The organism is Magnetospirillum sp. (genome assembly GCA_027532905.1).
Classification (GTDB): domain Bacteria; phylum Pseudomonadota; class Alphaproteobacteria; order CACIAM-22H2; family CACIAM-22H2; genus Tagaea.
This window is the reverse complement of record JAPZUA010000002.1, coordinates 309,668-334,762: the sequence shown is the minus strand read 5'-3', so window position 1 is coordinate 334,762 and position 25,095 is coordinate 309,668. Positions and strand designations below refer to the sequence as shown.

Below are 25,095 nucleotides of genomic sequence, written 5' to 3'. Positions count from 1 at the left end.
GGGCCTCAGCCCGCTTCTTCTTCGATCGGCGGATCGCCCGGCGAATCCGCGTCCGGATCCTCAAGGAAGTCGGTTGGCATCGAAGGTTGGTTCTCGAGCGTGGGCGCATCCTGCCCATAGATGAGATCGGGCAGCCACGTCGCGAGTTCGGGAAACTCCCACAGCAGCGCCATGACAAAGATCTGGATCGCGACGAACGGGATAATGCCCTTGTAGATGATTTGCGTCGTGATCGAGGGCGGGGCCACGCCGCGCAGATAGAACAGCGCGAAGCCGAAGGGCGGCGTCAGGAACGAGGTCTGCAGATTGACCCCCATCAGCACGCCGAGCCACACCGGATCGAAACCCATCTTCAACAGGATCGGGCCCGCGATCGGCACGGTGATGAAGATGATCTCGAACGTGTCGAGGAAGAAGCCGAGCGCGAACATCAGCGCCATAACCACGAGCAGCGCCGCATCCTTGCCGCCCGGCATGTTCGACAGCGTGTCGTGCACGAGATATTCGCCGCCAAGCCCGCGGAACACGAGGCTGAAGATCGATGCCCCGATCAGGATCACGAAAACCATCGACGAGATCGTCATGGTCGAGCGCGACACCTCGGTCAGCACGCCGACATATTCGCGGCGAGCCGCCCCGATCGCGAGCAGATAGAGGCTGCCGATCACCAGCACCACGACGAGGGCCGTGAGCAAGCCCGTGGCCCCGTAGGCATAGCCGACCGCACCCAAGAACAGGATGAAAGCGACCCAGAACACGGCGAGCTGCTTTTCGAGCGCCACGCGGTCTTCCGACGTCGCCAGACGGTCGGCGACCATTTTGACGACGGTGAGGAACACCGCCCCCAGCGAGCCGACCGAGGCCGATTCCGTCGGTGTCGCAACGCCTGCGAGGATCGAGCCCAGCACCGCCACGATCAGGAAGATCGGCGGCACCAGCGCGATTACGACGCGCCGCCCGAGGCCGGCACGCTCTTCGTCGGTCATCTTCAAGGGCGGGCACGATTCCGGGTCCGACACCGAGCGATAGAACACCCAGCACGCATAGAGGAACGACAGCATCAGGCCGGGGATGAAGGCGCCCGCGAACAGGTCGCCGACCGACACCGAATCGGGCGAGAAATTGCCGAGCGACAGCTGCGCCTGCTGGTTCGCACCCTGCAAAATGTCGCCGAGGAAGATCAGCACGGTCGACGGCGGAATGATCTGCCCGAGCGTGCCGGACGCGCAGATGATGCCGGTCGCAAGCTTGGGATCGTACCCTGCGCGCATCATGGCGGGCAGCGACAGCAGGCCCATGGTCACGACGGTCGCACCCACGATGCCGGTCGAAGCCGCAAGCAGCGTGCCCACGATGATGACCGAATAGCCAAGGCCGCCGCGCACGCCGCCGAAGAGCTGGCCCATCGTCGTCAGCAGCACTTCGGCGATGCGGCTGCGTTCGAGCATCACGCCCATGAACACGAACAAGGGGACGGCAACGAGAATCTCGTTGTTCATGACGCCCCAGATGCGCGTCGGGATCGCGGTCAGGAAGTTGGGATCGAACGTGCCCAACAGCCAGCCGATGCCGCCGAAGGCAAGCGCAATGCCGCCCAGCGAAAACGCCACCGGATAGCCCAGCATCAGCAGTGCCACGATCGTCACGAACATCGCGACGGACAGCAACTCTCCCAGCAGATGGCTTTCAGCGCCCATTTTGTCGATCCGGTTCGGCTATGTTTGGGGGGATGAACGGACTCAGTGGCTGGTCTTACTCGGCGCGAATTCGCTGCGCCCATTCAAGAACAGCAACGCGCGCGCGACTCCTGCGAGGCCTTGCGCCCCCACCAGCACGCAGAACAGCACGAGCGTCGATTTGAGAAGCCACACATTCTGGATGCCGTCGGGCTGCTGCGAGCCTTCGCGGCCCACGAACGACGTCACGAAAAACGGCCAGGCTTTGTCGAACATGACCCACAGGAACGGCATCATGAACGCAAGCGTGCCGAAGATTTCGACGCGCGCTTGGTTGCGGGCCGTCATGCGCGCATAGAAAATATCGACGCGCACATGGCCGCCATGCAGCAGCGTGTAGCCCGCCCCGACCAGGAACACGATCGCGTGCTGCCAGACATAGGCTTCCTGCATCCAGATGAAGCCGCTGTCGAGCGCGTAGCGGAAATACACGGTCGCAAAGCAGGTGACGACCGTGCCGAAAGTCAGCCACGCCACGACCTTCCCGATCGCCGAGTTCGTCGCGTCGACAATGCGGATATAGGATTCGAGAAAGCCCATCGACGTGCTAGCTCCACCCTGTCAGGCCCGCAAAGGCGGGCTTTTTTGGATCCGTTCGAGACGGTCGAAGCGGCCAACAAAAAAGGCGCTCCGGCCGAGACCGAAACGCCTTATAGGGCGGCGCTACAGCACCGATCAAGCCCTAAAGCTTTTGTTATTTCACAGACTTTTGTGAGACAACTCGCGAAGCAGCAGCGACGATCGCAACCGCAAGTGCGGCTTTGACTACCGCCCCTGCAACAAACGGCATCAGGCCGAACGCGAGCGCCTTCTCGAAGCCAACGAACGTCGCGAGCCACGCAACGCCGGGCACAAACAGCAGGACCGAGCCCACGACCATCGCCGCCGCCGTGCCCACCAGGGTTCGGCCCCAGCCGCGCTCGGCGAGCCAACCCATCACGCCGGCGACGAGCACGAAGCCGAACAGGAAGCCGCCCGTCGTGCCGACCATATAGGCAAGGCCGATGCCCTTTTCGGGCGTGCCCGCAAAGACTGGAAGGCCGACAGCCCCCTGGAACAGATAGAGCGCCACGGTCGCCGCGCCGAGGCGCGAACCGTAGGCAAAGCCGATCAGCATCACGACCATCGACTGCATCGTCATGGGAACAGGCCACATCGGCACCTGCGCTTTGGCCGACGCCCACAGCAAGCCAGAGCCGAGAACGGCCAGCAACACGGCGCGCGCTGTGCTGCGCTGACCCGCAGGCCACAAGGTTTCGATCAAGGTCGGATGGGTGTTCATTGTGCGGATCTCCAATGTCGGGATTCAAGGCTTAGCGCGCAGCCCCGGCACTTGCAAGCAGGTGCGTCGGTAGTTCGTAGGGCTGGCGCCGAACACGGCGCGGAAGCGGGCATTGAAGGTCGACAGGTCGCCGAAGCCCGCTTCGAACGCGATCGCCGAAACGCTCTCGGCCGACTGCGCCAGACGCCTTGCCGCACGCCGCAGCCGCTGGGCCAGCACATACTGGTGCGGTGTCGTCCCCACGATCTGCCGGAACATGCGCAGGAAATGGTACTTGCTTGTCGCCGCAGTACTTGCGAGCGCATCGAGGCTCAACGCTTCCTCGAGATGCGCTTCGATATGGCGCAAGGCCGCACCGATGCGGCGCTCGTCGCGCGCCGACGGATGCAGCGCGTTGAGCGCCATCCCCGATGCGGCAGCAATCGCGTCTTCGGCGAGGCCATAGGCAAACCCATCGAGCGCCAGCGGATCCGCCTTTGCGGCAAAATTTTCGATGCGCGCCAAAAGCGGCAGACGGCCGCTGAAAGCGGGCAGCATCGCAACCGGAAAGCGGAAGCGCCCTCGGCGCGCAACGCTCGCCGCCACCTCTTCGAACGCATCTTGTGCGATCTGGAATGAGATGCAGCGGTCGCCCGCACTGTGGTCGTGGCCGCATTCGAAGCCGGCTCCGGCATTGCCGAGCAGCAACGCGCCCGGATGCAGCGTCGCGCGACCGACGGCACTTCGGTAGTTGAACGTGCCTTCGACCACGGCGGAGATGGACATGTCGCCGTGGCGTTCTTCGAAGGCGCGGTCGCCGGGCCCCGCCGTGCACACGAACTCGCTCAAACGCCAGCAGCAGCCGGAAGCCAGAACCCGGCTGCCGAACGGACGCGCTGCGAGATTCGGGGCGGAACTCGGATCGACAGTCGCCATGGTGCCGATTTTAGCAATTTTCCCCAAGCGCGCAAACGCGCGCAGGCGCCATATCCGCACCTCGACACCGCACAGGAGAAGACCAATGTTCGACCATATCTCGATCGGCGTTCGCGACATCGCGAAAGCCAAAAAATTCTACGATGCGTGCCTGAAGCCGCTCGGCTACGCGCGCTTGAGCACGGGCGAAACCTCGCTCGGCTACGGCAAAGAAACGGTCGCTTTGTGGATCGGCCTTGCGGCCCGCCCCGTCCCGGCCGACATGGAATCGGGTCTGCATTTCTGCTTCGCGGCCGCCACGCGCAAAAATGTGGATGCGTTCCACAAAGCGGCACTCGCCGCTGGCGGTGCGGACAACGGCAAACCCGGCCTCAGGGCCGACTACGACGCGAACTACTACGCGGCCTACATCTTCGATCCGGACGGTTACCGGATCGAAGCCTATTGCGGCACGCCGCAGTAGCGCCTAGCCGAACCTGAACCCCTTGGGCGGCAGCAGGCCCGCTTGGGCCCGCTTGCCGAGCCAATTCTTCGGCGCGTTCTCGCGCTCGTCCGAGCGCGCGAAGCCCATCGGCCAGCCCTTGGCCATCGTGAAGGTGCGGATATGGTAGAGCGAGCCGCCCTTGGCGTATTGCTGCAGGATCACGCCGCGGCCGCGCTCCATCTCGGGCAGTTCCGAAAGCGGGAACAGCAACAGCTTCTTGTTGCTGCCCTGCACCGCGAGCGTGTCGCCGTCGACCGTGCACATCGCCTTGGCTTCCGAGCCCTCGCCCAGATTGAGCACCTGCTTGCCCTGGCGCGTCTGCGCCACGCACGCGGCCTCGGGCACCACGAAGCCGCGCCCGTCTGACGACGCGACCACAAGCTTGCGGTCGGGCTTGTGGATGAAGACATTGATGACGTCGACGTCGTTGGCAAGCTCGAGCGTCACTTTGAGCGGCTCGCCGTCGCCGCGCCCGCGCGGCAGCTTGTCGCAGCCCAGCGTGTAGAAACGCCCGTTGGTCGCGAACACCATAAGCTTCTCGGTCGACTGCGTGCGGATCACGTAGCCTTCCTTGTCGCCGTCCTTGTAGCGGATTTCGCGCGCGGCCGTTTCGTCGAGATGGCCCTTGAAGGCGCGCACCCAGCCCTTGTCCGAGCACACGACCGTCAGGTCCTCGCGTTCGATGAGCGCATCGACGGGCACGATGAGATCGGCGGGCGCGTCGGCCACTTCCGTGCGCCGTTTGCCGAGCGGCGTGCGCGGGCCGAACTTGGTCTTGATGCCCTGCACTTCTTCGGCGATCGCCGCCCAGCGCTTGTCTTCGCTTTTCAGCAGGCTTTCGAGTTCTTTTTTCTCTTTCGTGAGGGAGTCGTTTTCCTTGCGGATCTCGAATTCCTCAAGCTTGCGCAGCGAGCGCAGCCGCATGTTCAAGATCGCCTCGGCCTGCACCTCGGTCAGATCCCACTTCTTGATCATGATCGGCTTGGGCTCGTCCTCGTTGCGGATGATTTTGATCACCGCATCGATATTGAGATAGGCCACAAGCAGGCCGCCGAGGATCTCGAGCCGGCGCGCGATCTGGTCGAGCCGGTGCAAGGCGCGGCGCTGCAGCACGACCTGGCGATGGTCGAGGAAGGCTTGCAGCACTTCCTTCAGATTCATCACGCGCGGCGTGCCCGTCGCGTCGAGCACGTTCATGTTCAGCGCGAAGCGCGTCTCGAGCTCGGTGTTGCGGAAAAGCGATTCCATCAGGAGCTTGGCGTCCACGAGCTTGGTCTTGGGCTCGAGCACCACGCGCACGTTTTCGTCCGACTCGTCGCGCACGTCGGCAAGCAGCATCAGGCGCTTGGCATGCAGCAATTCGGCGATCTTTTCGATCAGCTTCGATTTCTGCACCTGGTACGGAATTTCCGTGACCACGATCTGCCACATGCCGCGCGGCAGTTCTTCGACCGCCCATTTGGCGCGCAAGCGCAGGCTGCCGCGTCCGGTTTCGTACGCCGCCACGAGCGTTTCGCGGTTTTCCACGAGAATGCCGCCGGTCGGGAAATCCGGGCCCGGCATCAGATCCACGAGGGTCGCAACGCGCGCATTGGGCGTCTTGATCAGATGCAAAAGCGCGTTGCAGATTTCGACGATATTGTGCGGCGGCACGTTCGTCGCCATGCCGACCGCAATGCCGGCAGCCCCGTTCGCCAGCAGATTGGGGAAAGCGGCAGGAAGAACAAGCGGCTCTTCGCCTTCGCCGTCGTAGGTCGCGCGGAAATCGACGGCGTTTTCGTCGAGCCCGCGCAGCAATTCGGCCGCGACTTCCGTAAGTCGCGCCTCGGTGTAGCGCATGGCCGCTGCGTTGTCGCCGTCGATATTGCCGAAATTGCCTTGTCCATCCACGAGCGGATAGCGCTGCGCAAAATCCTGCGCCAGACGCACGAGCGCGTCGTAAACCGATTGGTCGCCGTGCGGATGGTATTTGCCGATCACGTCGCCGACGACGCGCGCGCACTTCTTGAATCCCGAAGCGGGATCGAGTTTCAACTGCTGCATCGCCCACAAGAGGCGGCGATGCACGGGCTTGAGGCCGTCGCGCACGTCGGGCAGCGAGCGCGCCATGATCGTGGACAGCGCATAGGCCAAATAGCGTTCGCCCAACGCGTCCTTGAGATCGACGGGGCGGATGTCGGCGGCAAAACTGGCGGTCATGTCGGATCGGTTCTCGTGGTTTCAGGCGGCAAAGACTTGCGCCAGCGCTCATAGAGCCGGACTCGGGGCGGGGGCAAGCCCTGCCCGTTCGGTGCCAGTGCATAGCGCAGCAGAAAATGGCCGGAAATCTCGAGTCCGGCCACCAAATCGGCGGTCGTGGCGGAGGCTTCGCCAAGCAAAAAAGCGGGCAATCGGAAGAGCTTGGCGGCGAGTTCCGCCCCTGCAGCACCCGAGACGGCGCGGCCCGTACGCGGGCTTACATAGCGCAGATCGGCAACCGCGCCGGTGACTGCACAGCGCGACAGATCGAGGCCGAATCCAAGCTCGGCCAGGCACCGGCACTCCCAGCGCACATAGGCCGCCGCCCAGTGGGGCGTTTCGAGCGCGCAAACAAAGCCGAGTGTGGCCGCATAGAGATCGGCATGCGCCTCGCGCTCGGGCAGCACCAGTTCGAGCAGCGACGTCGCCGCCGACAGCGCATCGAGCCGCTCTGCATCGTCGAGCAGCAAGGCACCCACGGTGCGCGCAAGCTCGGCGCTGTAATTGCCGAGATGCTCGGGCAAACGGGCGCGCCACGTCGCGCGCACGACATTGCCGATCTCGTAGAGGGCTGCCCCGCGCCCATGCCCGCCGCCGCGCGCAAGGCCCAAATGACGCCCGTAAGTCGGCGTGAACAACGTCACCACCGCCGCATGCTCGCCATGCACGCGCCGCCCCAGCACGATACCGTCGTCTGTCCATTCCATTTTCTAGACATGGGCCGATTCGGGCGGCATTGCAAAAGCGTCCGGTTTAGCGAAAACAAGTGCCGGCAGGACGCGCGCAAAGAAAACAGCCATTCGCGCGCACGCCCCGCCTTCGGGACGGGATTGCTTTCGCAACCCCGCCCCGAAGCTTCGGTCAGTTGCCCGTATAGGGCAGCGACGAATGGTGGACCACGATACGGAGCTTGCCCGAATCGTCCTTAACGAACATCCAGGTCTTGTCGACGGTCGTGACCTTGCCGTCCTTGCCGGTAATGTTCACGTTGCCCATGGTCGCTGCGGAGTCCCCGGCGATGAAGATCGCGCTGTTGGCGACGTCGCACCTGGTCCAGCCCTTCAGCGCGAAACCGGTATCCGCCGGGAAAGCGGAGTCGCCGCCGACAAAGTACGCGAGCGCGCCGGCGCGCGTCGTGCGGAACGTCTGCGGCGATACCGTCAGCGTCGGCTTGAAGAGGACCGTGCCCATCTGGTAGCCATACGCAGCGTCGATCACGCGCTCGGCGAGCGCTTTGGCTGCAGCCCGGCCCTGGGTCTCCCCGGTCTTGCTGATGTCGACGAGCGCGCCGCACCAGGCTCTCTGTGCTGCGAGCACTTCGGCTTCGGCAATGCCCCGGTTGACGGTCGCCGTTTGGGCGTTCGCTTCGCCGGCGGAAGAGACGGCAGCGAGCATGGCAGCGGCGAGAAGAGAATGGCGGATGGACATAGCATCTCCAGATTGGGGTTTGAGTTCGTCGTTTGCTCCGTGTCGAACTTGCGTTCGCCGGACAGCCCTTATCTAATGGGTCCGGCTGACGCCGCTCTGAACGGCAAATTACGGAAGCCTCACAGCAAGATGAACGCGCGATGAACGAGCTTCCCGGCCCCAGCCATTCGAGCACGTTCCGACGGCGAATCACGGTCGCATTGGCGACCCTTGCCGCTATCGCGTTCCTGCAAGGGGCATTCGCCGTCTGGGCGGTTGGGCTGGCGGAGCATCATGTCCTGCGCGGGCGGGTTGCAGCGGACATCAAGCAGAGCTTCACCGATCTGTGGCTGGACAAACAAAAGCTGCGAAGCTGGGCAGCGCAGAAACAGTTCGGCAGCGGCGCGCTGCCCGACCGGCGCGACGAGATCATCGCAAGCATGCAGAAGACGCTGGCGCATCTGAAAGCGCTCGATGCACAGGCCAGCTTGCTCGACGACGGGATCCCGGCCCGCCAAAGGCAGGCGGAACGCCGCAATGCGCTGGCGATCCTGTCCGCGAGCGTAGAACAGCTGGCGCGCGGCCTCGCGGGGCCAAACCCGCCCGCGGCAGCGCTCGACGCGACATCCGCATGGCGCATCGCCGACGATCTCTTCGACACCGCCGACGGACGCGACTTGCGGTCGCTGCTGCAGGAAAGCCTCGCGCGCGAACAGCTCTCCCTCGACGAAAAGCGAGCAGACACGGACCGCGCGCTGGCATGGCTGCGACGGCTTTGGATCGGGACGACCGCCGCCCTCATCTTCGCTGCATTTGTCCTTGCGGCCGTTTTCGCGCGCGCCTTGCGCAAGCCCCTCGCCGCACTGGCCGAGGGCGCCGAAGCCTTGCGCAGCGGCCGACTCTCGCACCGGATATCGCTCGACGTCTCCGACGAATTCGGCAGGGTCGCGCAGAGCATGAATGCCATGGCGGCGGAGCTTTCGGCCCATCGCGCGCGCGAGAACGAAGCGCGCGAGGCTCTTGAAGATCGCGTCGCGCGCCGCACGGCCGAACTCACGGTCGCGCTCGCCGCGCAAAGCGAAGCCGAGTCGCGGCGTCGCCAGCTGTTTGCGGACATCAGCCACGAGCTGCGAACGCCGACGACTGCGATTCGCGGCGAGGCGCAGATCGCGCTGCGCGGCGGCGCGAAGCCGACGAGCGAGTACCGAGAGTCTCTGCAGCGCGTCGAGGACTATTCGCGGCAGCTCGCCGCTAGCATCGACGACCTGCTGACGATGGCGCGCAGCGACATCGATTCGCTTTCGTTGCGCAGAGTTCCCGTAGACATCGACGACGTTCTGGAAGAGGTTTTTTGGCTCGGGCGGGCACTGGCGTTCGCGCGCGGAATCGACCTTGCGCGGGAACCGTGGCCGACCAGGATGACGATGCTCGGCGACGCGGAACGGCTGAAACAGCTGCTTCTCGTCCTTATCGACAATGCCGTCCGATACTCGCGGCCCGGCGGAACCGTCACTCTTTCGGCATGCCGCACGGAGCGCGGGGTTCCCTGGGCCGAATTGACCGTCAGCGACGACGGAATCGGCATCGACGAAAGCGAGTTGGCCAAAGTCTTCGATCGCGGCCATCGCGCGCTCAATGCCAAGACGCACTGCGCCGATGGAAGCGGTCTGGGTTTGCCTATCGCTCGGGTCCTTGCGCGCGGCCACGGCGGCGACATCGTGCTGAAGAGCGCTCTTAACTGCGGCACTTCCGCGATCGTGTCGCTGCCGCTCGCAATCGCGCAAGGCGGACGTCCCGCATGAAAATCCTTCTGATCGAAGACGACCGCAGGATTGCCGACTTTCTTCAGCGGGGACTGAGCGCAGAGAGCATGTCGGTTCGCGTCGCATGCACCGGTCGCGACGGAATCGAGTTGGCGCAGCAAGCCTGGCAGAGCTTCATGTCCGACGGGGAAAGCACAATACTTGTCCTCGATCTGATGCTTCCCGATCTGAGCGGCCTCGACGTTTGCCAAACGCTGCGCGCGCAGAACATCCAGCTTCCGATCCTCATGCTGACCGCCATGTCGACGGTCGAAGATCGGATTTCCGGCTTGCGGCTGGGCGCAGACGACTATCTGTGCAAACCGTTCGATTTCGACGAACTGCTCGCAAGGCTCCAGGCGCTCGGTCGGCGCGGCCGCGAAATCAAGAAGCCTGCAGAGACGATACTTCGCGTCGCCGACCTCCAACTCGACCGCACGACTATGAAGGCGAGCCGCGCAGGCCGGCCGATTTCCCTGACCGCAAAGGAATTGGCGCTTCTCGAACTCTTGATGAATTCGCCGGGCAAGCTTTTCAGCAGAGAACGCATCCTGTCGAACATATGGGGTTTGAACGAGGATCCTCTGACAAACGTCGTCGACGTCTATATTGGCCGCCTGCGCAGCAAAATCGACGAAGGACACGCGATCCGCCTTATCAAGACCCAGCGCGGGCTTGGGTATCGGCTCGAAGCCGAGGCATAGCGCTCGACACCAGCCGATTCGCCCTGAATTGCAAAACGTTGGGCTTTGCAAAACAGCCGGCGTTTGGCTATGCAACGCGCCATGTTCAAGGATTTCTCGACGCAAGCCATGACCATGGGGCTGCTCGCCGCGTTTGTCGGTTGTGCAAGTTCCTTTGCCGTCATCGTGCAGGGCCTCACGGCCGTGGGCGCTTCGCCCGCACAAGCCGCATCCGGCCTGCTCGCCGTCTCGCTCGCGATGGGGCTTGCCACCGTATGGACGAGTTTCTCGAGCCGCACGCCGGTTGCCATCGCGTGGTCCACGCCTGGTGCTGCGTTGCTCGCTACGTCCGGCGTTTTGTCTGGCGGCTTTGCCGCGGCGACCGGCGCATTTCTTGTTTGCGGCTTGCTGATCTTGGCCTGCGCCTATTGGCAACGCCTCGGAACCTGGGTGTCGGCGATCCCGGCCTCGCTTGCCAATGCGATGCTGGCGGGCATTCTGTTGGGCCTGTGCCTGGCACCGGTCAAGGCCGTGGCGCAATTGCCGTGGCAAGGTTTGGCGATCGTCGTGACGTGGGCGCTCGTCGCCAAGCTGAGCCGCCTTTATGCCGTACCGGCCGCCGTTGCCGTGACGGTCGCGATCATTTGGGCGCAAACACCTGCCGGCAATTTCGCGGCGATCAGCCTCGTACCGCAGATCGAATTCGGCATGCCCGTCTTCACGCTCGACGCCACGATCGGCATTGCGATCCCGCTTTTCATCGTCACGATGGCATCGCAGAACATTCCGGGCTTTGCCGTGCTGAAGGTGAACGGTTATACGCCCGCCCCTGCCCCCTTGTTCCGCCTCACAGGCCTCTTCACGATGGGGGCATCGTTTTTCGGCGGCCATGCGGTCAATCTCTCGGCGCTTACGGCGGCGATGTGCACCGGGCCCGACGCGCACCCCGATCCTGCGCGCCGCTATTGGGCGGCGGGCTTCTGCGGTATCGGCTATCTCGCCTTCGGCTTGCTGGCCGGGGCTGCAACCGCCTTCATCGCGGCCGCCCCGCCGGTGCTGATCCAGGCCGTGGCGGGCTTGGCATTGCTGGGCGCACTTGCCAGTGCCTTGCTGGGGGCCATGCAAGCGCCCGAAGATCGCGAAGCCGCGATCGTCACGTTCCTTGTGACCGCCTCGGGCGTTTCGTTCGGCGGGGTGAGCGGCGCTTTCTGGGGCTTGATCGCAGGCGGCGCGATCTACGCCCTCGCGCGCTGGAAGCGCGGCTGACGCACCGGATTGCCAGAACGCGCCTCGCGCGCTACGACTTCTCTATCGCGTCGAATTCGTCGCGAGACTGCGGGGATTCGATGGGGCGTACCGGTCGCTTTTTGGCATTGCTGTTGTTCGCGGTCGCCGCGTTTGCCGGCAGCGCGCAAGCACAGAACGACACGACGTTCGAAATCGTGAACCGCGCGCGTGTGCCAATCTTCGAGGTCTATGTCTCGCCATCGTCGCTCGACGATTGGGGGCAGGACGTGCTGCGCAACGACGTGATCCTGCCCGGTGCGCGCAAGACAGTGCGGCCGGCGGCCACCGACTGCGTCTTCGACGTGCGCATCGTCTATCGCGGCGGCCAAGCCGAAGAGCGGCGGCGCCAGAATCTCTGCCAATTGTCAGAAATGGCGTTCGACGGCGGTGCGCCTGCCGCCGCGGCACCGCAGACATCCGAACGCGGCGATCCGAGCTTCGAACTCGTCAACGCCTCTCGATCGACGATCACGCAGATCTACGCTTCCCTTTCGCGCGAACGCAATTGGGGCCAGGACCGGCTGGGCACCGACGTGTTGGGCGCGGGCCGCCGCTTCCAGGTGACGCTGCCCAACGGCGATTGCGTGTGGGACATCGCGGTCGTCTATGCCGACGACCGGCGCGAGGAAAAACAGTCCCTCAATTTGTGCAACGTGACCGAGCTTGCGTTCGACGCTTCGACCGCACGCGTGCGCGGTGCCGCCCCGCCGGCCGCGCGCGGCAATGCCCAGGCGGCCACGGGCGATCCGAGTTTTGCGCTGGTCAACCGCTCGCCGCGCACAATCGCACAGCTCTACGTGTCGCGCGCGACCGAAACCGATTGGGGCCGCGACCGTCTCGGCGACAATGTGCTCGCCGCCGGCCGGCGCTTCGACGTACCCCTGCCGCAAGGCCCCTGCCAGTGGGACATCGCGGTCGTCTACGACGACGACCGGCGCGAAGAACGGCGCAGCCAGGATCTGTGCGCGGTCGCCGAAGTCGCGTTCGACGCGTCGAGTGCGCGCGCATCGGGCCCGCCGAACGCATCTGCGCCCGACAGCGGGGGGCAAGCGCGCGGCACCGAACAATCTTTCGGCACCGGCTTTTTCATATCGGCGCAAGGCCACATGCTCACGAACGCGCATGTTGCCGGCGATTGCCAGCGCATCGGCGTGATGTTGGAAACCGGCCGCGTCGCGGCCCAGCTCGTGCGCAAGGACGAGCGCAACGATCTTGCCTTGATCAAGGTGGACGTGCGCGGCACCGTGCCGTTCGTGCGCTTCCGCGCCCAGCCCTCGATCCGGGCGGGCGACGACATCGTGGTTTCGGGCTTTCCGCTGCCCACGTTGCTGCAGAACGGGCTCAACATCACGACCGGCAATGTGAGCGCCATGTCGGGCCTTGGCGGCAATATCGCGCTCATGCAGATCACGGCGCCCGTGCAGCCCGGCAATTCGGGCGGGCCGCTGCTCGATCTTTCGGGCAATCTCGTGGGCGTGGTGGTTAGCAAACTTAATGCGCAGCGCGTGGCGCAAGCGACGGGCGACATTCCGCAGAACGTGAACTTCGCCGTGCAGGGGGCGGTCGCGCGCCTGTTCCTGGACGCCGGCGGCCAGCGCTATGCCGAAGCGCCCTCGCAACGCGACATGAAAGCAGCCGACGTCGCCGACCTGTCGCGCAGCTTCACCTTCCAGATCGAATGCAGATAGGGCGCGTCTTTTAGGCGCGGCCCTGGAACTGGCGGCCGGCGGCGGCGAGCGAGTCCAGGAAAGCGCCGGCGGCCGGCGACAGGCCTTCGCGCGGGGTGACCGCGCACAGGCGCCGTTTGGCGGGCGGATCGAGCGGGACCACTGCCAGGCGCCGTTCGCCCGACGGCACGCTCAATTCGGGCACGATCGACACGCCCACCCCTTCGCGCACCATCGCCATCAAAGCGGTCTGGTCGCGCACCGAGAAGGCAACGCGCGGCACGATTGCTTCGCGCGCGAACAGCGCGCGGATGTCGGCTTCCGAACCGCCGTTGGGCATCACGAAACTTTCGTCGGCGAGATCGGCCGGCGACACTTTCTCGGAATTGGCGAGCCGATGGCGCTTGGGCATGATCGCGAGCAGATCGTCTTCGGCGACCGGAATCGTGTCGAAATCGCGCGGCAATTCAGCCGTAAGCCCGATATCGACGGTGCTGCCGACGACCCAATCACGTACCTCGTGGTCGGTCCCCTCGATCAGCACCACTTCGATGCCGGGATAGCGCGTGCTGAAATTCTTGATGATCGGCGGCAGCAGGCGCGTGGCCGCACTCGAAACGCTGCCCACGCGCACGCGCCCGCTCTGGAGGCCCGTCAAAGCCTGGGCGCGCGTGCGCACCCGCTCGATCGCATCGAGAGCCGCACGCGCATCGGCCTGGATCGCCGCCCCAGGCGCCGTCGCCGCCACGCGGCCGCGCGTGCGCAGCAGCAGCACCACGCCCAGCGACTCCTCGAGGGCCGCCACCGCCTGGCTCACGCCCGACTGGGTCAGACCGAGTTTATGCGCGGCAGCCGTAAATCCGCCCTCGTCCAAAACCGCAAGGAAAGCGCGCAACTGCCCGACATTGATGCTTGAAGTGCTCATCCGACTATGATTCTCTCTAATTACAGATTCGCGCATCCATTCGGTAAGCTTATAGCACGGAGCGCCAGAGTCCATTGAATTTAACAAATGATTAAACTGCGGCGAACCAAATAATGTACAGCGCTTCGGCGACGTTTCGCGGCTTCGCGTGGGGCTTGTTTGCGATTTCGATCTGGGTCGCCTGGATGCTCGCAACGCGCTGGGGCGTGAAAAGCACGCTCGATTTTTGGGACCTCACGGCCCTGCGCTTCGGCACGGCGGGCCTGATTCTGCTGCCCGTCGCCTGGCGCAGCGGCCTTGATCCGCGCCGCGTCGGCCCCGGCGGCGGCACCGGGATAGCGATCTGGGCGGCGATGTTGCTGGGGGCAGGCTTCGTCTACCAACTCGTCGCCGCGTCGGCCTTTATGTTCGCGCCCATCGCCCACGGCGCGGTCTTGATGCCGGGCACCATGTCGCTGTTCGTCGCACTCTTGTCGGTGCTGATCCTCGGCGAGAAAATCGCGGGCACAAGGCGGCTCGGCTTCCTATTGATCCCTCTCGGCGTGGGCACCCTTGCCGGGGCCGGGCTTGCGCACGGGGCGGGCGGCGAATGGCGCGGCCAGCTGCTGTTCGTTTGCGGCGCCATGCTGTGGGCGAGCTACACGGTCGCGATGCGCAAAAGCGGCCTGTCGCCGATCGCGGCGGCGGCCCTCGTGAGCGTGTGGTCGGCGGTTCTGTACCTGCCCTATTACGCGCTGTTCCACGGCGCCAATCTCGCGAGGGCCGGCTGGGGCGAAATCGGCTTCCAGATCCTGATCCAGGGCGTTCTGTCGAGCGTCGTGTCGCTGATCGCCTACAACCGCGCTTTGCAGCTGCTGGGGGCGTCGCGCGGTGCCGCCCTCGCCTCGCTGGTGCCGGTCCTTGCGACCGTCTTCGCGATCCCGCTGCTCGGCGAATGGCCGCAGCCGCTCGACTGGCTCGGCGTGGCGACGATCAGCGTGGGCGTCTATCTCGCCACCGGCGGCAAGCTGACGTTTCTTCGCAGCCCTTGAAAGCAAAAGGGCCGGCACCTTTCGGTACCAGCCCTTCGCCGGGGGGCGTTTCCTCGTTTTTCTGTTATTCCGCCGCGTGCGGTACGGCTTTGGGCCCGGCACCTTTTGGCGCGTCGTGGAACTGGTCGGTTTCGGTCGAACCGGCCATCGCCGTCGTCGAAGCTTTGCCGGCCGAAATCGCGACCGCGACCGCGTCGAAATAGCTCGTACCCACTTCGCGCTGATGGCGCGTGGCGGTGTAGCCGTGCTTCTCGGCGTCGAACTCGGCCTGCTGCAGTTCCGAATAGGCCCCCATGCCGCGCTTGGCGTAGCCGCGCGCCAGCTCGTACATCGAGTAGTTCAGCGCGTGGAAGCCCGCGAGGGTCACGAACTGGAACTTGTAGCCCATCTCGCCGATTTGCTGCTGGAAGGTCTCGATCGTCTTCGGGTCGAGCTTCTTGCGCCAGTTGAACGAGGGCGAGCAATTATAGGCGAGCATCTTGCCCGGGAACTGGCGGCGCAGCTCGGTCGCAAATTCGCGTGCTTCGCCGAGATCCGGCTCGGACGTCTCCCACCACAGCAGATCCGAATAGGGCGCATACGCGAGGCCGCGCGCGATCGCGTATTCGACGCCCTTGCCTTCCTTGATGCGGAAGAAGCCTTCCGGCGTGCGCTCGCCCGTGAGGAACGGCCGGTCGCGCTCGTCGACGTCCGAGGTGATGAGCTGGGCCGAGTGCGCATCCGTGCGCGCGAGCAGCACGGTCGGCACACCCTCGACGTCGGCGGCGAGGCGCGCGGCGTTCAGCGTGCGGCAATGCTGGCTGATGGGCACGAGCACCTTGCCGCCGAGATGGCCGCACTTCTTTTCCGACGCGAGCTGGTCTTCGAAATGCACGCCCGAAGCACCCGCCTCGATCATCGACTTCATGAGTTCGTAGGCGTTGAGCGCACCGCCGAAGCCTGCTTCGGCATCCGCGATGATCGGGGCGAACCAATATGTGTCGCCCTTGCCTTCCATGGTCTGGATCTGGTCGGCGCGGCGCAGCGCGTTGTTGATGCGCTTGACCACGTCCGGCACCGAGGAGACCGGATAGAGCGACTGGTCGGGATACATCTGGCCCGCATTGTTGGCATCGGCCGCAACCTGCCAACCCGACAGATAGATCGCCTTCAAGCCCGCCTTGACCTGCTGCATGGCCTGGTTGCCGGTGAGTGCGCCCAGCGTGTTCACGTAAGGCTCGGTCTTCAAAAGGTTCCACAGACGCTCGGCCCCGCGGCGCGCCAGCGTGTGCTCGACGCGCATGGAGCCGGCGAGCTTGGCAACGTCGGCGGCCGTGTAGTCGCGCTTGATGCCTTCCCAACGCGGGTTGGTGGTCCAGTCGTTTTGCATGTCGCCCTCCATGAGCCGAGATTCGATGTAAACATCTTCACAGTGCGGGTGCGTGCAAGACAGCCCAAAAACGGCCCAAAACCGTAAACTGGTCGCTGGATTTGCAAGTTTCGGCAGTGCGGTGTAAAGTTTGTAAATAACGTTGAGGTGAGGCAGGCGATGGCGCGCAAAACGCTGCTGGGCAACAAAATCCGCCGCTTGCGCGAGCAGGCAAACCTCACGCAAGCGCGCATGGCCGAGCAGCTCGGCATCTCGGCGAGCTACCTCAACCTCATCGAACACGACCAGCGGCCGGTGACGGTCGCCCTGCTGCTGAAACTCGGCAAGCAGTTCGACATCGAATTGACCGACCTCTCGGACGACGACGACCGCAAGCTCGCCACGGGCCTGCGCGAAGTGTTCGCCGACGGCACGCTTGCGGCCCAGGGGATCGCGCCCGAAGAGATCAAAGCGCTTGCCGAAGCCGCCCCCAATGCGGCCAAGGCGATCCTTGAGCTCTATCGCGCCTATCGCCTCGCGCGCGACGATGCGCAATCGATGACCTTGGGCCTGCCGAGCGGCAACACGCGCAAGATGGTGTTGCCCGCCGAAGAAGCACGCGATTTCTTCCACGACCGCACGAACTATTTTTCCGATATCGAAGAGGCCGCCGAAGCGGTCGTCGCACAAGCCGGTGTCCCCATCGGCGAAGCCTGGCGCGGTCTCGTCGATTACGCCAAGACGCGGTTTTCGATCGCGGTCGAAATCGTCGAGCCTGCCGCGTTGGCGGGTGGCGTGCGCCGCTACGACACCAAGACCAAAACGCTGCAACTCAGCGAGACCTTGCCGCGCGCCTCGCGCCGCTTCCATCTCGCCTACCAGATCGGCCTGTTTGCCGCGCGCAAACAAGTCGATCTCATCGTGGCGACGGCAAAGCTCGCCTCGAAGGAAACCGAAACGCTGGTGCGCGTCGGCCTCTACAACTACTTCGCCGGTGCCGTGCTGATGCCGTATACGCCGTATCTCGCGGCGGCCCGCGAACGGCGCTACGACATCGAACTGCTCGCCAACCATTTCGGCGTGAGCTTCGAACAAGCCTGCCATCGCCTCTCCACACTTCAACGCCCCGGCGACAAAGGCGTGCCCTTGTGGCTCGTGCGCGTGGACATCGCGGGCAATGTCTCTAAACGTTTCTCGGCCGCCGGTTTCCATTTTTCGCGATTCGGCGGCTCGTGCCCGCGCTGGATCGTGCACGAGGCTTTCACGAGCCCGGGCCGCATCCTCACGCAAGCCGCCCGCCTGCCCGACGGTGCGACGTTCTTCTGCGTGGCGCGCACCGTCGCCAAAACCGGCGGCGGCTTCCTCGAGCCGCAAAGCCTGCTCGCGGTCGGGATCGGCTGCGAAATCGCCAACGCACACGAGCTCGTCTATGCCGACGGCATCGATCTCGAGAAACTCGGCCATGTCGTGGATATCGGCGTGGGCTGCCGCGTGTGCGAACGCGAAAATTGCCGCCAACGTGCCTACCCGCCGCTCCAGCACCGCCTCGATATCGACGTGAACGTGAAGGGTGCGAGTGCCTATGCGTTCAAGAAATGACGCGCGCATCGTTCGACAATCGTTTGAATGATTCGAAGGGATCGACTAGGACTGCACAATGAAACGCATCGCAGCCACCGACTTGATCCGCAATATCGGCACCTTCTTGCGCCACGCTGCCGAAGGCCCCGTGACCGTCACATCGCACGGGCGGGACAATTCGGTGCTGATTTCCGCCACCGCCTATCGGCAGTTGGTGGCGAGGCAGGTACCGGCCGCCGCCGCGCCGACCGGCGGATCGTCGGCCGACCCAACGCCGGAACGCGACGCGCATGCAGGCATCGCGCAAAAAGCCCAAACAAAAAATCGCCGCGATCGCGCCGGCCGTTCTTGATGCGGCTCGTCGATAGCCCGGTCGAGATCAATCGACTGACTCGCGAGCTGAACGAGGCCGACATTCGAGTTTTGGGAACAAAAAACTTATCTCGCGCTTATGCAGCGCAGACAGGCTGTTCGCCGAAGAATGTCCGGCGAAAGGCTAGCGAAGCGGCGTTAGTCCCCGCCCCTCACACCTCGTATTCTAGCCCCCAGGCTTTGTAGAAATCGCGCTTCTCGTCCCATTTTTCCTGCACTTTGACGTGCAAGAAAAGATGCACTTTGCGGTCGAGGAGTTTTGTGAGTTCGATGCGCGCGGACTCGCCGATCTTTTTGATGCGCTCGCCGCCCGAGCCGATCACGATTTTGCGCTGGCCTTCGCGCGCCACGTAGATCGTCTGCTCGATGCGCGCCGAGCCGTCCGGCCGGTCTTCGAATTTTTCCGTCTCGACCGCCGACGCGTAGGGCAATTCCTGGTGGAGCTGGCGATAGATCTGCTCGCGCGTGACCTCGGCCGCCAGCAGGCGTGCGGGCAAGTCGGAGATATCGTCCTCGGGATAGAGGAACGGGCCCGACGGCAGATTCTGCAGCAGATGGTCCTTGAGACGCATGCAGCCGTCGCCGGTTTCGGCCGACACCATGAACACTTCGCCTGCGAGCCCCGAACTTGCGTAGAACTGCGCCAACGTGAGCAATTTCGGCGGATCGATGAGGTCCGTCTTGTTCAGCACGATGTCGGCTTTGAGATTTCGCGACTTGAGGCCGTCGAGAATCAGCGCCGTTTCGTCGGCGTCGCTGCGCGCGGCATCGACGACGAGCCAGCGCTGCTCGGCCTCTTCCACACCGCGCCATGCGGCCGCGACCATCGCGCGGTCGAGGCGGCGCTTGGGTGCAAACACGCCCGGCAGGTCGAGGAACACGGCTTGTGCTGTGCCCTCGACGAGAATGCCGGTCACGCGGCTGCGCGTCGTCTGCACTTTGGGCGACACGATCGCGACTTTGGCCCCCACCATGCGGTTCACCAGCGTCGATTTTCCGGCGTTGGGGGCACCCAGCAGGGCCACAAAGCCGCAGCGCGTGTTCGTGATGGGCTCGGTCATGGTTTTGCGGCCTCCAGCCGTTGCAGCAGGGCCAACGCCGCCGCGCGCTCGGCCAAACGTTTCGAACTTCCCTCGGCCGTGGCGGGCGGATAGTCGGCAACCGAAACTTCGACGACGAAACGCGGCGCATGCGCCAGGCCGTCTTGCGTCGTCACGCGATAGACCGGCAGGCCAAGGCCGCGCCCTTGCGCCCATTCCTGCAGCGCGGTCTTGGGCTCGCGCGGCAATTCCGATTGCGGCTGAATGAGCGGCTCGAACAGGCGGCGCACGAGCGCTTGGGCAGGCGCGTAGCCGCCGTCGAGATGGATGGCGGCGACCAGCGCTTCGAACGCGTCGGCGAGGACTGCCGGATTGTCGCGCCCGCCGCCCTGCAATTCGCTGTTCGACAAGGTCAACGCTTCGCCAAGCCCGATCGTGCGCGCATGGGCAGCAAGCTGCTCGCGTCGCACCAGGGACGCATGGCGCTTGGCAAGGTCGCCCTCGTTTTCGGCAGGGTACGATTGCGCGAGCATTTCGGCGACCGCGAGCGACACCACGCGGTCGCCCAGAAATTCGAGCCGTTCGAAATCGGCCCCGGAGCTGCGCGCATTGCCGCGCCTTCCGAGCGAGGAATGCGAGAGTGCTGCGATCAAACGGTCGGCATCGACGAAGCGATAGCCGATCGCGGCCTCGAGCTTGGCGCGAGCACCCTGCACGGCGTCTTGCCTAGCGCACCCGGTCGAGCAGGCGACCGTAGCGCGCGGCCGTCACCCACGTCCACGGCAAGAACAGATTGGCCGTGCCGTCGGTCGAGAAGAACAGGATCTGCGCGCGCCCGACGAGATTTTCGAACGGCACGAAGCCCACCGCACTCGCGTCGCGGCTGTCTTGCGAATTGTCGCGATGGTCGCCCATGGCGAAATAATGGCCGGCCGGCACGGTGAATTCGGGCGTGTTGTTGTAGAAGCCGTCGTTGTGGATCTTGAGCACGCGATGCTGGCGCCCGCCCGGCAGCGTCTCCACGAACTGCGGCACGCGGCGCACGAAGCCGCCGTCGCTCTCGACGAAATCCTCGATGCGCTCGAGCTTGGCCGCCTCGCCGTTGATCAGCAGCACGCCGCGCGTGACCTGGATGCGGTCGCCGGGGAGGCCCACGATGCGCTTGATGTAGTCGGTCTTGCCGTCGCGCGGCAGCTTGAAGACGACGACGTCGCCGCGTTCGGGCTCGGATGCGCCCACGCGCCCGTCGAACAGCTTCACCGAATAGGGCATCGAAGCGAAAGAATAGCCGAACGAGAATTTCGACACGAACAGGTAGTCGCCCACGAGCAGCGTGGGCACCATCGAGGCCGAGGGAATATTGAACGGCTCGAAGAAGAACGTGCGAATGCCCAGCGCAATCAGCACCGCATAGACGACGGTCTTCACGAGTTCGACCAGCGTGTCGGGCTTTTGCGTTTTTGCGATCGGCGGCAGCGACATGGAAAGGGCCTGGAACTTTCTGGAAATCGGACTCCGGACGGGCGGGATATGGCCCAGCAAGGGCCGCCCGTGTCAAGCCGGGGCGGCTTGATCCGGCAAGGCTGTAATAATCACGATCGCCTGGGCGATCGGCGGGTCGTCGGTTAGGCTCACATCGATCTGGGCGCGCATGCCTTTGGGCACCAGGCTCGCAAGGCGTGCGAGTGCGCCGCCTGTGAGCCGCATCGACGGTTTGCCGCCCGGCAGATTGACCACTTCCATGTCGCGCCAATAGACGGCCTTGCGAAAACCTGTGCCGAGTGCTTTGGCGCAGGCTTCTTTGGCGGCAAAGCGCCGCGCGTAGCTGGCCGCCCGTGCGGCCCGCCGCTCGGACTTGTCGCGCTCGGCCGCCGTGAAAATGCGGTGCGTGAAGCGCTGGCCGAAGCGCTCGAGCGTGCTCTCGATGCGGCGGATATCGACGAGGTCGGACCCGAGACCGAGGATCATCCGCGCGCCCGCTCGGCCGAGTTGATCACGGGCGTGGCGCGCAAGGCCGCAATCACGTTGGTGAGGTGTTTCACGTCGCGCACTTCGACGTCGATGATCATTTCCCAGAATTCGGCGGTGCGGTTCACGATCTTGAGATTGGTGATGTTGCCGGCATTTTTGGCGATCACGGTCGACAGCGCGCCAAGCGACCCGGACTCGTTGCGCACAACCATCGCCACGCGGCCCACAAACGCCTCGCCCGATGCGTCTTCGACGTCCCAGCCCACGTCGAGCCAGCGTGCGGGCTGGTCGGCGAACTGCTCGAGCGTGTCGCAATCGATCGTGTGCACGGTGACGCCGCGCCCCGTCGTGACGATGCCGACGATGCGGTCGCCGGGCAGCGGATGGCAGCAGCCCGCATAATGGATCGCCATGCCGGGGATGAGGCCCTTGATCGGCACTTGCGCATGGCTCGAGCTGCTGTCCTTGGCTTTGCCCTTGCGCAGCGAGACGACGTTGGGAGCCTTGGGCGGCACACGGCTTTCGGGGAACAGAATGCCGAGCACTTCGCGCTCGCCCGTCTGCCCTGCCCCCACGCGCTCGATCAGATCCTCGACGTCTTCGGCCTTCAGCGGCTTGACCGCCCCTTCGAGCGACTTGTCGGCATATTCGTAGCCTTCGCTCTTGAAGGCCTTCTGCAGGATCGAGCGGCCGAGATCGATGAATTGCTGGCGCTGCTGGGCGCGGATGAAACGGCGGATGCGCGCGCGCGCCTTGCCGGTCACGACGAAGCGCTCCCACGTCGGCGAAGGCACTTGCGCCTTCGACGTCACGATCTCGACTTGGTCGCCGTTCGCGAGTGCGGTGCGCAGCGGCATCATGCGACCGTTGATCTTTGCACCCACGCAATGGTCGCCGACTTGGCTATGCACGGCATAGGCGAAATCGACCGGCGTTGCCCCGCGCGGCAAGGCGATCAGATCGCCCTTGGGCGTGAAGCAGAAACACTGGTCCTGGTACATTTCGAGCTTGGTGTGCTCGAGGAATTCTTCGGGGTTGGACGCGTGCTCGAGAATGTCGAGCAGTTCGCGCAGCCAGCGATAGGTCCCCTTCGCGTCGGCGGCGGCGGGTCGGCCGTCCTTGTAGGACCAGTGTGCGGCCACGCCCGATTCCGCCACGTCGTGCATGTCGCGCGTGCGGATCTGGATTTCGATGCGCTGGCGCTCGGGCCCGAAGATGCCGGTATGCAGCGAGCGGTAGCCGTTGGGCTTCTGGACCGAGATGTAGTCCTTGAAGCGCCCCGGCACCACGGGCCAGCGCGAATGGATCACGCCGAGTGCGCGGTAGCATCCGGCCGTGTCGGCGACGATCACGCGAAACGCCATGATGTCGGAGAGCTGTTCGAACGCGACGTTTTTGGTCTGCGTCTTGCGCCAGATCGAATAGGGCGTCTTCTCGCGGCCCGAGACCTGCGCCGTGACGCCCTCTTCGGCCAAGGTCGCGACGATCTGGTCGGCGATGCGCGCGACGACGTCCTGGCCGCGCGCGCGTAGCGCTTGCAAGCGCAGCACGATCGACTCGCGCGCGTCGGTGTTGAGCTGCGCGAAGGCCAAATCTTCGAGTTCTTCCTGGATGCGCCGCATGCCGATGCGCTCGGCGAGGGGTGCGTAGATCTCCATCGTCTCGCGCGCGATGCGCTGGCGCTTCTCGGGCTTCGGGATGAATCCCAGCGTGCGCATATTGTGGAGCCGGTCGGCGAGCTTCACGAGCAGCACGCGGATGTCTTCCGACATTGCGAGCAGGAGCTTGCGGAAATTCTCGGCTTGCTTCGCCTTGTCGGACTGCGCCTGCAGCTCGAGGCGCGAGAGCTTGGTAACGCCATCGACCAACCTTGCGATCTCGGGCCCGAACACGCGCTCGATATCGTCGATGCTCGCAAGCGTGTCTTCGACCGTGTCGTGCAGCAACGCCGTCACGATCGTCGCGGTATCGAGCCGATAGCCCGTGAGGATGCCCGCCACTTCGAGCGGGTGCGAAAAATACGGATCGCCCGACGCGCGCGTCTGGGCCCCATGCACCTTCATCGAATAAACGTAGGCGCGGTTGATGAGGTCTTCGTCGGCTTCGGGATCGTAGGCTTTGACGCGCTCGACGAGTTCGAAGACCCGCATCATCGCGGGCCGCACGCGCTTGGGCGCTGCTTCTTTCGCCCCGGCTTCTTTGGAAAGAACCTCGGCAGCCGCAGCCGACGGCGCCTCGGCCGCCGGGCTTGCGTCGCCGCCGTCGGCGCTCAAGCGTGCCTCGTGTGCAGGCGCTTAGACGTCGGCACCGGCATCGGCTTCTTCGGCGCCGCCTGCCAGCTTCTCCTCGGCGTCTTCGATTTCCATTTCGTCTTCAATACCGTCGCGCGTCGCGTCTTCCGGCACGCCCGCAATGTCGCGGTCGGCAGCGAGCAGTTCCATCGCGTCGTCTTCCGGCTCTTCGCTTTCGACCTGGCGCTGCAGACCCTGCACGACCGACTGGCGCAGAATGTCGAGGTCGAGCGAGTTCTCGGCGATTTCGCGCAATGCGATGACCGGGTTCTTGTCGTTGTCCTTCTCGACCGTCAGCGGCGAGCCCGCCTGGATTTCGCGCGCGCGCTGGGCCGCAAGCATCACCAGTTCGAATCGGTTGGGGATGCGGACAACGCAATCTTCGACGGTTACGCGAGCCATGCGAGCAAACTCCACAAATCAAAAGCGCTTATGCGCCAAACAGGGGCAAAGAATATACAAGCCGTTGCAGCGCAACACAACCCCTTTTCGCGCCGAAAACCGCAGCACCCTCAAGGGCTTGGTGCCGGCAGCGGGCGGCAGATCGTATCGGCGGGCAAGCCCGCAATCAAATCCGCGATGCTTGCACCGCTGCCGGGATGGCGCCAATCGGGCGCGATTTCAGCGAGCGGCAACAGCACGAAGGCGCGTGCCGCCATGCGCGGATGGGGCAATTCGGGTGCCGGTTGCGGCGGGGCGCGCAGCATACCGTCGTAGTCGAGCAGATCGAGATCGAGCGTGCGCGCGGCATTGCGCATGCCCCGCACGCGGCCGAACGCGATCTCGAGCGCGTGCAGATGGGCGAGCAACGCCGCCGCATCGAGCGCGGTTTCGAGGCGCACAACGGCGTTGGCGTACCAAGGCTGATCCGACGGCGGCCAAGGCGGGCTTTCCCAGATGCGCGAGACGCTCGCCACGCGCGTCGCACCCGCATCGAGCCGTGCCGCCGCCGCACGCACGGTTGCAGCCGCAGAGCCTGCGGGGCCGGGCAGATTGGCGCCGAGGGCGACGAGGATCAAACGCCAAACTCCATGT

General features: G+C 64.7%; 24 protein-coding genes. 8 read left to right on the top strand and 16 right to left on the bottom strand.

Going from position 1 to position 25,095, the window contains the following annotated elements; translation table 11 throughout:
• Positions 1-5: 5 nt before the first annotated feature.
• The 4 genes from O9320_09700 to O9320_09685 form a co-directional block, all read right to left on the bottom strand.
• The gene (locus O9320_09700) at positions 6-1,697 is read right to left on the bottom strand and encodes a TRAP transporter large permease subunit (protein ID MCZ8311116.1); all 1,692 of its coding nucleotides are present in this window, start codon (positions 1,695-1,697) and stop codon (positions 6-8) included.
• A gap of 42 nt (positions 1,698-1,739) precedes the next feature.
• Positions 1,740-2,276 carry a TRAP transporter small permease subunit gene (locus tag O9320_09695; GenBank protein MCZ8311115.1) on the bottom strand — a complete coding sequence of 179 codons (537 nt, stop codon included), beginning with the start codon at positions 2,274-2,276 and terminating at the stop codon, positions 1,740-1,742.
• A 154-nt stretch (positions 2,277-2,430) separates the two neighbouring features.
• Complete coding sequence (locus tag O9320_09690) at positions 2,431-3,018, bottom strand: biotin transporter BioY (protein ID MCZ8311114.1); 588 nt, start codon at positions 3,016-3,018, stop codon at positions 2,431-2,433.
• A gap of 24 nt (positions 3,019-3,042) precedes the next feature.
• The gene (locus O9320_09685; protein MCZ8311113.1) at positions 3,043-3,933 is read right to left on the bottom strand and encodes an AraC family transcriptional regulator; all 891 of its coding nucleotides are present in this window, start codon (positions 3,931-3,933) and stop codon (positions 3,043-3,045) included.
• Between the two features lie 85 nt (positions 3,934-4,018).
• Between O9320_09685 and O9320_09680 the strand changes: the two genes are divergently transcribed.
• Positions 4,019-4,396, top strand: a complete 378-nt coding sequence (locus O9320_09680) for a VOC family protein (protein ID MCZ8311112.1) — start codon at positions 4,019-4,021, stop codon at positions 4,394-4,396.
• A 3-nt stretch (positions 4,397-4,399) separates the two neighbouring features.
• Here the strand turns inward: O9320_09680 and parC are convergent, their stop codons facing one another.
• The 3 genes from parC to O9320_09665 form a co-directional block, all read right to left on the bottom strand.
• On the bottom strand, positions 4,400-6,616 hold the full coding sequence (parC, locus tag O9320_09675) for a DNA topoisomerase IV subunit A (GenBank protein ID MCZ8311111.1): 2,217 nt from the start codon (positions 6,614-6,616) through the stop codon (positions 4,400-4,402).
• On the bottom strand, positions 6,613-7,362 hold the full coding sequence (recO, locus tag O9320_09670; protein MCZ8311110.1) for a DNA repair protein RecO: 750 nt from the start codon (positions 7,360-7,362) through the stop codon (positions 6,613-6,615). The genes parC and recO overlap by 4 nt, the downstream gene beginning before the upstream one ends.
• A gap of 154 nt (positions 7,363-7,516) precedes the next feature.
• Positions 7,517-8,083 carry a phosphoribosyl-AMP cyclohydrolase gene (locus O9320_09665; GenBank protein ID MCZ8311109.1) on the bottom strand — a complete coding sequence of 189 codons (567 nt, stop codon included), beginning with the start codon at positions 8,081-8,083 and terminating at the stop codon, positions 7,517-7,519.
• Between the two features lie 140 nt (positions 8,084-8,223).
• Between O9320_09665 and O9320_09660 the strand changes: the two genes are divergently transcribed.
• The 4 genes from O9320_09660 (at position 8,224) to O9320_09645 (ending at position 13,522) form a co-directional block, all read left to right on the top strand.
• Positions 8,224-9,864 carry a HAMP domain-containing sensor histidine kinase gene (locus tag O9320_09660; GenBank protein MCZ8311108.1) on the top strand — a complete coding sequence of 547 codons (1,641 nt, stop codon included), beginning with the start codon at positions 8,224-8,226 and terminating at the stop codon, positions 9,862-9,864.
• Entirely contained in the window at positions 9,861-10,568 is a 708-nt protein-coding gene (locus O9320_09655) for a response regulator transcription factor (GenBank protein MCZ8311107.1), read from the top strand. Before O9320_09660 ends, O9320_09655 begins: the two co-directional genes overlap by 4 nt.
• A 69-nt stretch (positions 10,569-10,637) precedes the next feature.
• Positions 10,638-11,813: a benzoate/H(+) symporter BenE family transporter gene (locus O9320_09650; protein ID MCZ8311106.1), complete on the top strand. Its 1,176-nt coding sequence runs from the start codon at positions 10,638-10,640 to the stop codon at positions 11,811-11,813.
• Between the two features lie 80 nt (positions 11,814-11,893).
• Positions 11,894-13,522, top strand: a complete 1,629-nt coding sequence (locus O9320_09645) for a serine protease (protein MCZ8311105.1) — start codon at positions 11,894-11,896, stop codon at positions 13,520-13,522.
• A gap of 10 nt (positions 13,523-13,532) precedes the next feature.
• On the opposite strand, the gene O9320_09640 is transcribed toward O9320_09645, so the two are convergent.
• Positions 13,533-14,426: a LysR family transcriptional regulator gene (locus O9320_09640; GenBank protein ID MCZ8311104.1), complete on the bottom strand. Its 894-nt coding sequence runs from the start codon at positions 14,424-14,426 to the stop codon at positions 13,533-13,535.
• 113 nt (positions 14,427-14,539) lie between these two features.
• Here O9320_09640 and O9320_09635 point away from each other — a divergent pair, with 113 nt between their 5' ends.
• Positions 14,540-15,457 carry a DMT family transporter gene (locus O9320_09635; protein MCZ8311103.1) on the top strand — a complete coding sequence of 306 codons (918 nt, stop codon included), beginning with the start codon at positions 14,540-14,542 and terminating at the stop codon, positions 15,455-15,457.
• Between the two features lie 64 nt (positions 15,458-15,521).
• Here the strand turns inward: O9320_09635 and aceA are convergent, their stop codons facing one another.
• Positions 15,522-16,826 (bottom strand): isocitrate lyase, encoded by a 1,305-nt coding sequence (gene aceA / locus O9320_09630; GenBank protein ID MCZ8311102.1) that lies wholly within the window; start codon positions 16,824-16,826, stop codon positions 15,522-15,524.
• A gap of 159 nt (positions 16,827-16,985) precedes the next feature.
• On the opposite strand from aceA, the gene O9320_09625 reads away from it, so the two are divergent.
• Both O9320_09625 and O9320_09620 read left to right on the top strand, forming a co-directional pair.
• Positions 16,986-18,404, top strand: a complete 1,419-nt coding sequence (locus O9320_09625) for a short-chain fatty acyl-CoA regulator family protein (GenBank protein ID MCZ8311101.1) — start codon at positions 16,986-16,988, stop codon at positions 18,402-18,404.
• Positions 18,405-18,462: 58 nt separating this feature from the next.
• Entirely contained in the window at positions 18,463-18,738 is a 276-nt protein-coding gene (locus O9320_09620) for a type II toxin-antitoxin system prevent-host-death family antitoxin (protein MCZ8311100.1), read from the top strand.
• A 172-nt stretch (positions 18,739-18,910) separates the two neighbouring features.
• Here the strand turns inward: O9320_09620 and era are convergent, their stop codons facing one another.
• The 7 genes from era to folK all read right to left on the bottom strand — a co-directional run bounded on the left by era (position 18,911) and on the right by folK (position 25,079).
• The gene (gene era / locus O9320_09615; protein MCZ8311099.1) at positions 18,911-19,819 is read right to left on the bottom strand and encodes a GTPase Era; all 909 of its coding nucleotides are present in this window, start codon (positions 19,817-19,819) and stop codon (positions 18,911-18,913) included.
• A complete protein-coding gene (rnc, locus tag O9320_09610; GenBank protein MCZ8311098.1) occupies positions 19,816-20,514 on the bottom strand; it encodes a ribonuclease III in 699 nt (232 codons plus the stop codon). The genes era and rnc overlap by 4 nt, the downstream gene beginning before the upstream one ends.
• Before the next feature lie 10 nt (positions 20,515-20,524).
• Positions 20,525-21,280 (bottom strand): signal peptidase I, encoded by a 756-nt coding sequence (gene lepB, locus O9320_09605; GenBank protein ID MCZ8311097.1) that lies wholly within the window; start codon positions 21,278-21,280, stop codon positions 20,525-20,527.
• Positions 21,281-21,352: 72 nt separating this feature from the next.
• Complete coding sequence (gene acpS, locus O9320_09600) at positions 21,353-21,766, bottom strand: holo-ACP synthase (GenBank protein ID MCZ8311096.1); 414 nt, start codon at positions 21,764-21,766, stop codon at positions 21,353-21,355.
• Positions 21,763-23,922 (bottom strand): bifunctional (p)ppGpp synthetase/guanosine-3',5'-bis(diphosphate) 3'-pyrophosphohydrolase, encoded by a 2,160-nt coding sequence (locus O9320_09595; protein MCZ8311095.1) that lies wholly within the window; start codon positions 23,920-23,922, stop codon positions 21,763-21,765. The genes acpS and O9320_09595 overlap by 4 nt, the downstream gene beginning before the upstream one ends.
• A 141-nt stretch (positions 23,923-24,063) precedes the next feature.
• A complete protein-coding gene (rpoZ, locus tag O9320_09590; GenBank protein MCZ8311094.1) occupies positions 24,064-24,462 on the bottom strand; it encodes a DNA-directed RNA polymerase subunit omega in 399 nt (132 codons plus the stop codon).
• Positions 24,463-24,572: 110 nt separating this feature from the next.
• Positions 24,573-25,079 carry a 2-amino-4-hydroxy-6-hydroxymethyldihydropteridine diphosphokinase gene (gene folK, locus O9320_09585; GenBank protein ID MCZ8311093.1) on the bottom strand — a complete coding sequence of 169 codons (507 nt, stop codon included), beginning with the start codon at positions 25,077-25,079 and terminating at the stop codon, positions 24,573-24,575.
• Between the last annotated feature and the right edge of the window lie 16 nt (positions 25,080-25,095).

Bases quoted from the DNA above. Each gene is read 5' to 3' on its own strand.
- O9320_09700 (MCZ8311116.1), bottom strand. From the start codon at position 1,697: ATGGGCGCTGAAAGCCATCTGCTGGGAGAGTTGCTGTCCGTCGCGATG.
- O9320_09695 (MCZ8311115.1), bottom strand. From the start codon at position 2,276: ATGGGCTTTCTCGAATCCTATATCCGCATTGTCGACGCGACGAACTCG.
- O9320_09690 (MCZ8311114.1), bottom strand. From the start codon at position 3,018: ATGAACACCCATCCGACCTTGATCGAAACCTTGTGGCCTGCGGGTCAG.
- O9320_09685 (MCZ8311113.1), bottom strand. From the start codon at position 3,933: ATGGCGACTGTCGATCCGAGTTCCGCCCCGAATCTCGCAGCGCGTCCG.
- O9320_09680 (MCZ8311112.1), top strand. From the start codon at position 4,019: ATGTTCGACCATATCTCGATCGGCGTTCGCGACATCGCGAAAGCCAAA.
- parC (MCZ8311111.1), bottom strand. From the start codon at position 6,616: ATGACCGCCAGTTTTGCCGCCGACATCCGCCCCGTCGATCTCAAGGAC.
- recO (MCZ8311110.1), bottom strand. From the start codon at position 7,362: ATGGAATGGACAGACGACGGTATCGTGCTGGGGCGGCGCGTGCATGGC.
- O9320_09665 (MCZ8311109.1), bottom strand. From the start codon at position 8,083: ATGTCCATCCGCCATTCTCTTCTCGCCGCTGCCATGCTCGCTGCCGTC.
- O9320_09660 (MCZ8311108.1), top strand. From the start codon at position 8,224: ATGAACGAGCTTCCCGGCCCCAGCCATTCGAGCACGTTCCGACGGCGA.
- O9320_09655 (MCZ8311107.1), top strand. From the start codon at position 9,861: ATGAAAATCCTTCTGATCGAAGACGACCGCAGGATTGCCGACTTTCTT.
- O9320_09650 (MCZ8311106.1), top strand. From the start codon at position 10,638: ATGCAACGCGCCATGTTCAAGGATTTCTCGACGCAAGCCATGACCATG.
- O9320_09645 (MCZ8311105.1), top strand. From the start codon at position 11,894: ATGGGGCGTACCGGTCGCTTTTTGGCATTGCTGTTGTTCGCGGTCGCC.
- O9320_09640 (MCZ8311104.1), bottom strand. From the start codon at position 14,426: ATGAGCACTTCAAGCATCAATGTCGGGCAGTTGCGCGCTTTCCTTGCG.
- O9320_09635 (MCZ8311103.1), top strand. From the start codon at position 14,540: ATGTACAGCGCTTCGGCGACGTTTCGCGGCTTCGCGTGGGGCTTGTTT.
- aceA (MCZ8311102.1), bottom strand. From the start codon at position 16,826: ATGCAAAACGACTGGACCACCAACCCGCGTTGGGAAGGCATCAAGCGC.
- O9320_09625 (MCZ8311101.1), top strand. From the start codon at position 16,986: ATGGCGCGCAAAACGCTGCTGGGCAACAAAATCCGCCGCTTGCGCGAG.
- O9320_09620 (MCZ8311100.1), top strand. From the start codon at position 18,463: ATGAAACGCATCGCAGCCACCGACTTGATCCGCAATATCGGCACCTTC.
- era (MCZ8311099.1), bottom strand. From the start codon at position 19,819: ATGACCGAGCCCATCACGAACACGCGCTGCGGCTTTGTGGCCCTGCTG.
- lepB (MCZ8311097.1), bottom strand. From the start codon at position 21,280: ATGTCGCTGCCGCCGATCGCAAAAACGCAAAAGCCCGACACGCTGGTC.
- acpS (MCZ8311096.1), bottom strand. From the start codon at position 21,766: ATGATCCTCGGTCTCGGGTCCGACCTCGTCGATATCCGCCGCATCGAG.
- O9320_09595 (MCZ8311095.1), bottom strand. From the start codon at position 23,922: ATGATGCGGGTCTTCGAACTCGTCGAGCGCGTCAAAGCCTACGATCCC.
- rpoZ (MCZ8311094.1), bottom strand. From the start codon at position 24,462: ATGGCTCGCGTAACCGTCGAAGATTGCGTTGTCCGCATCCCCAACCGA.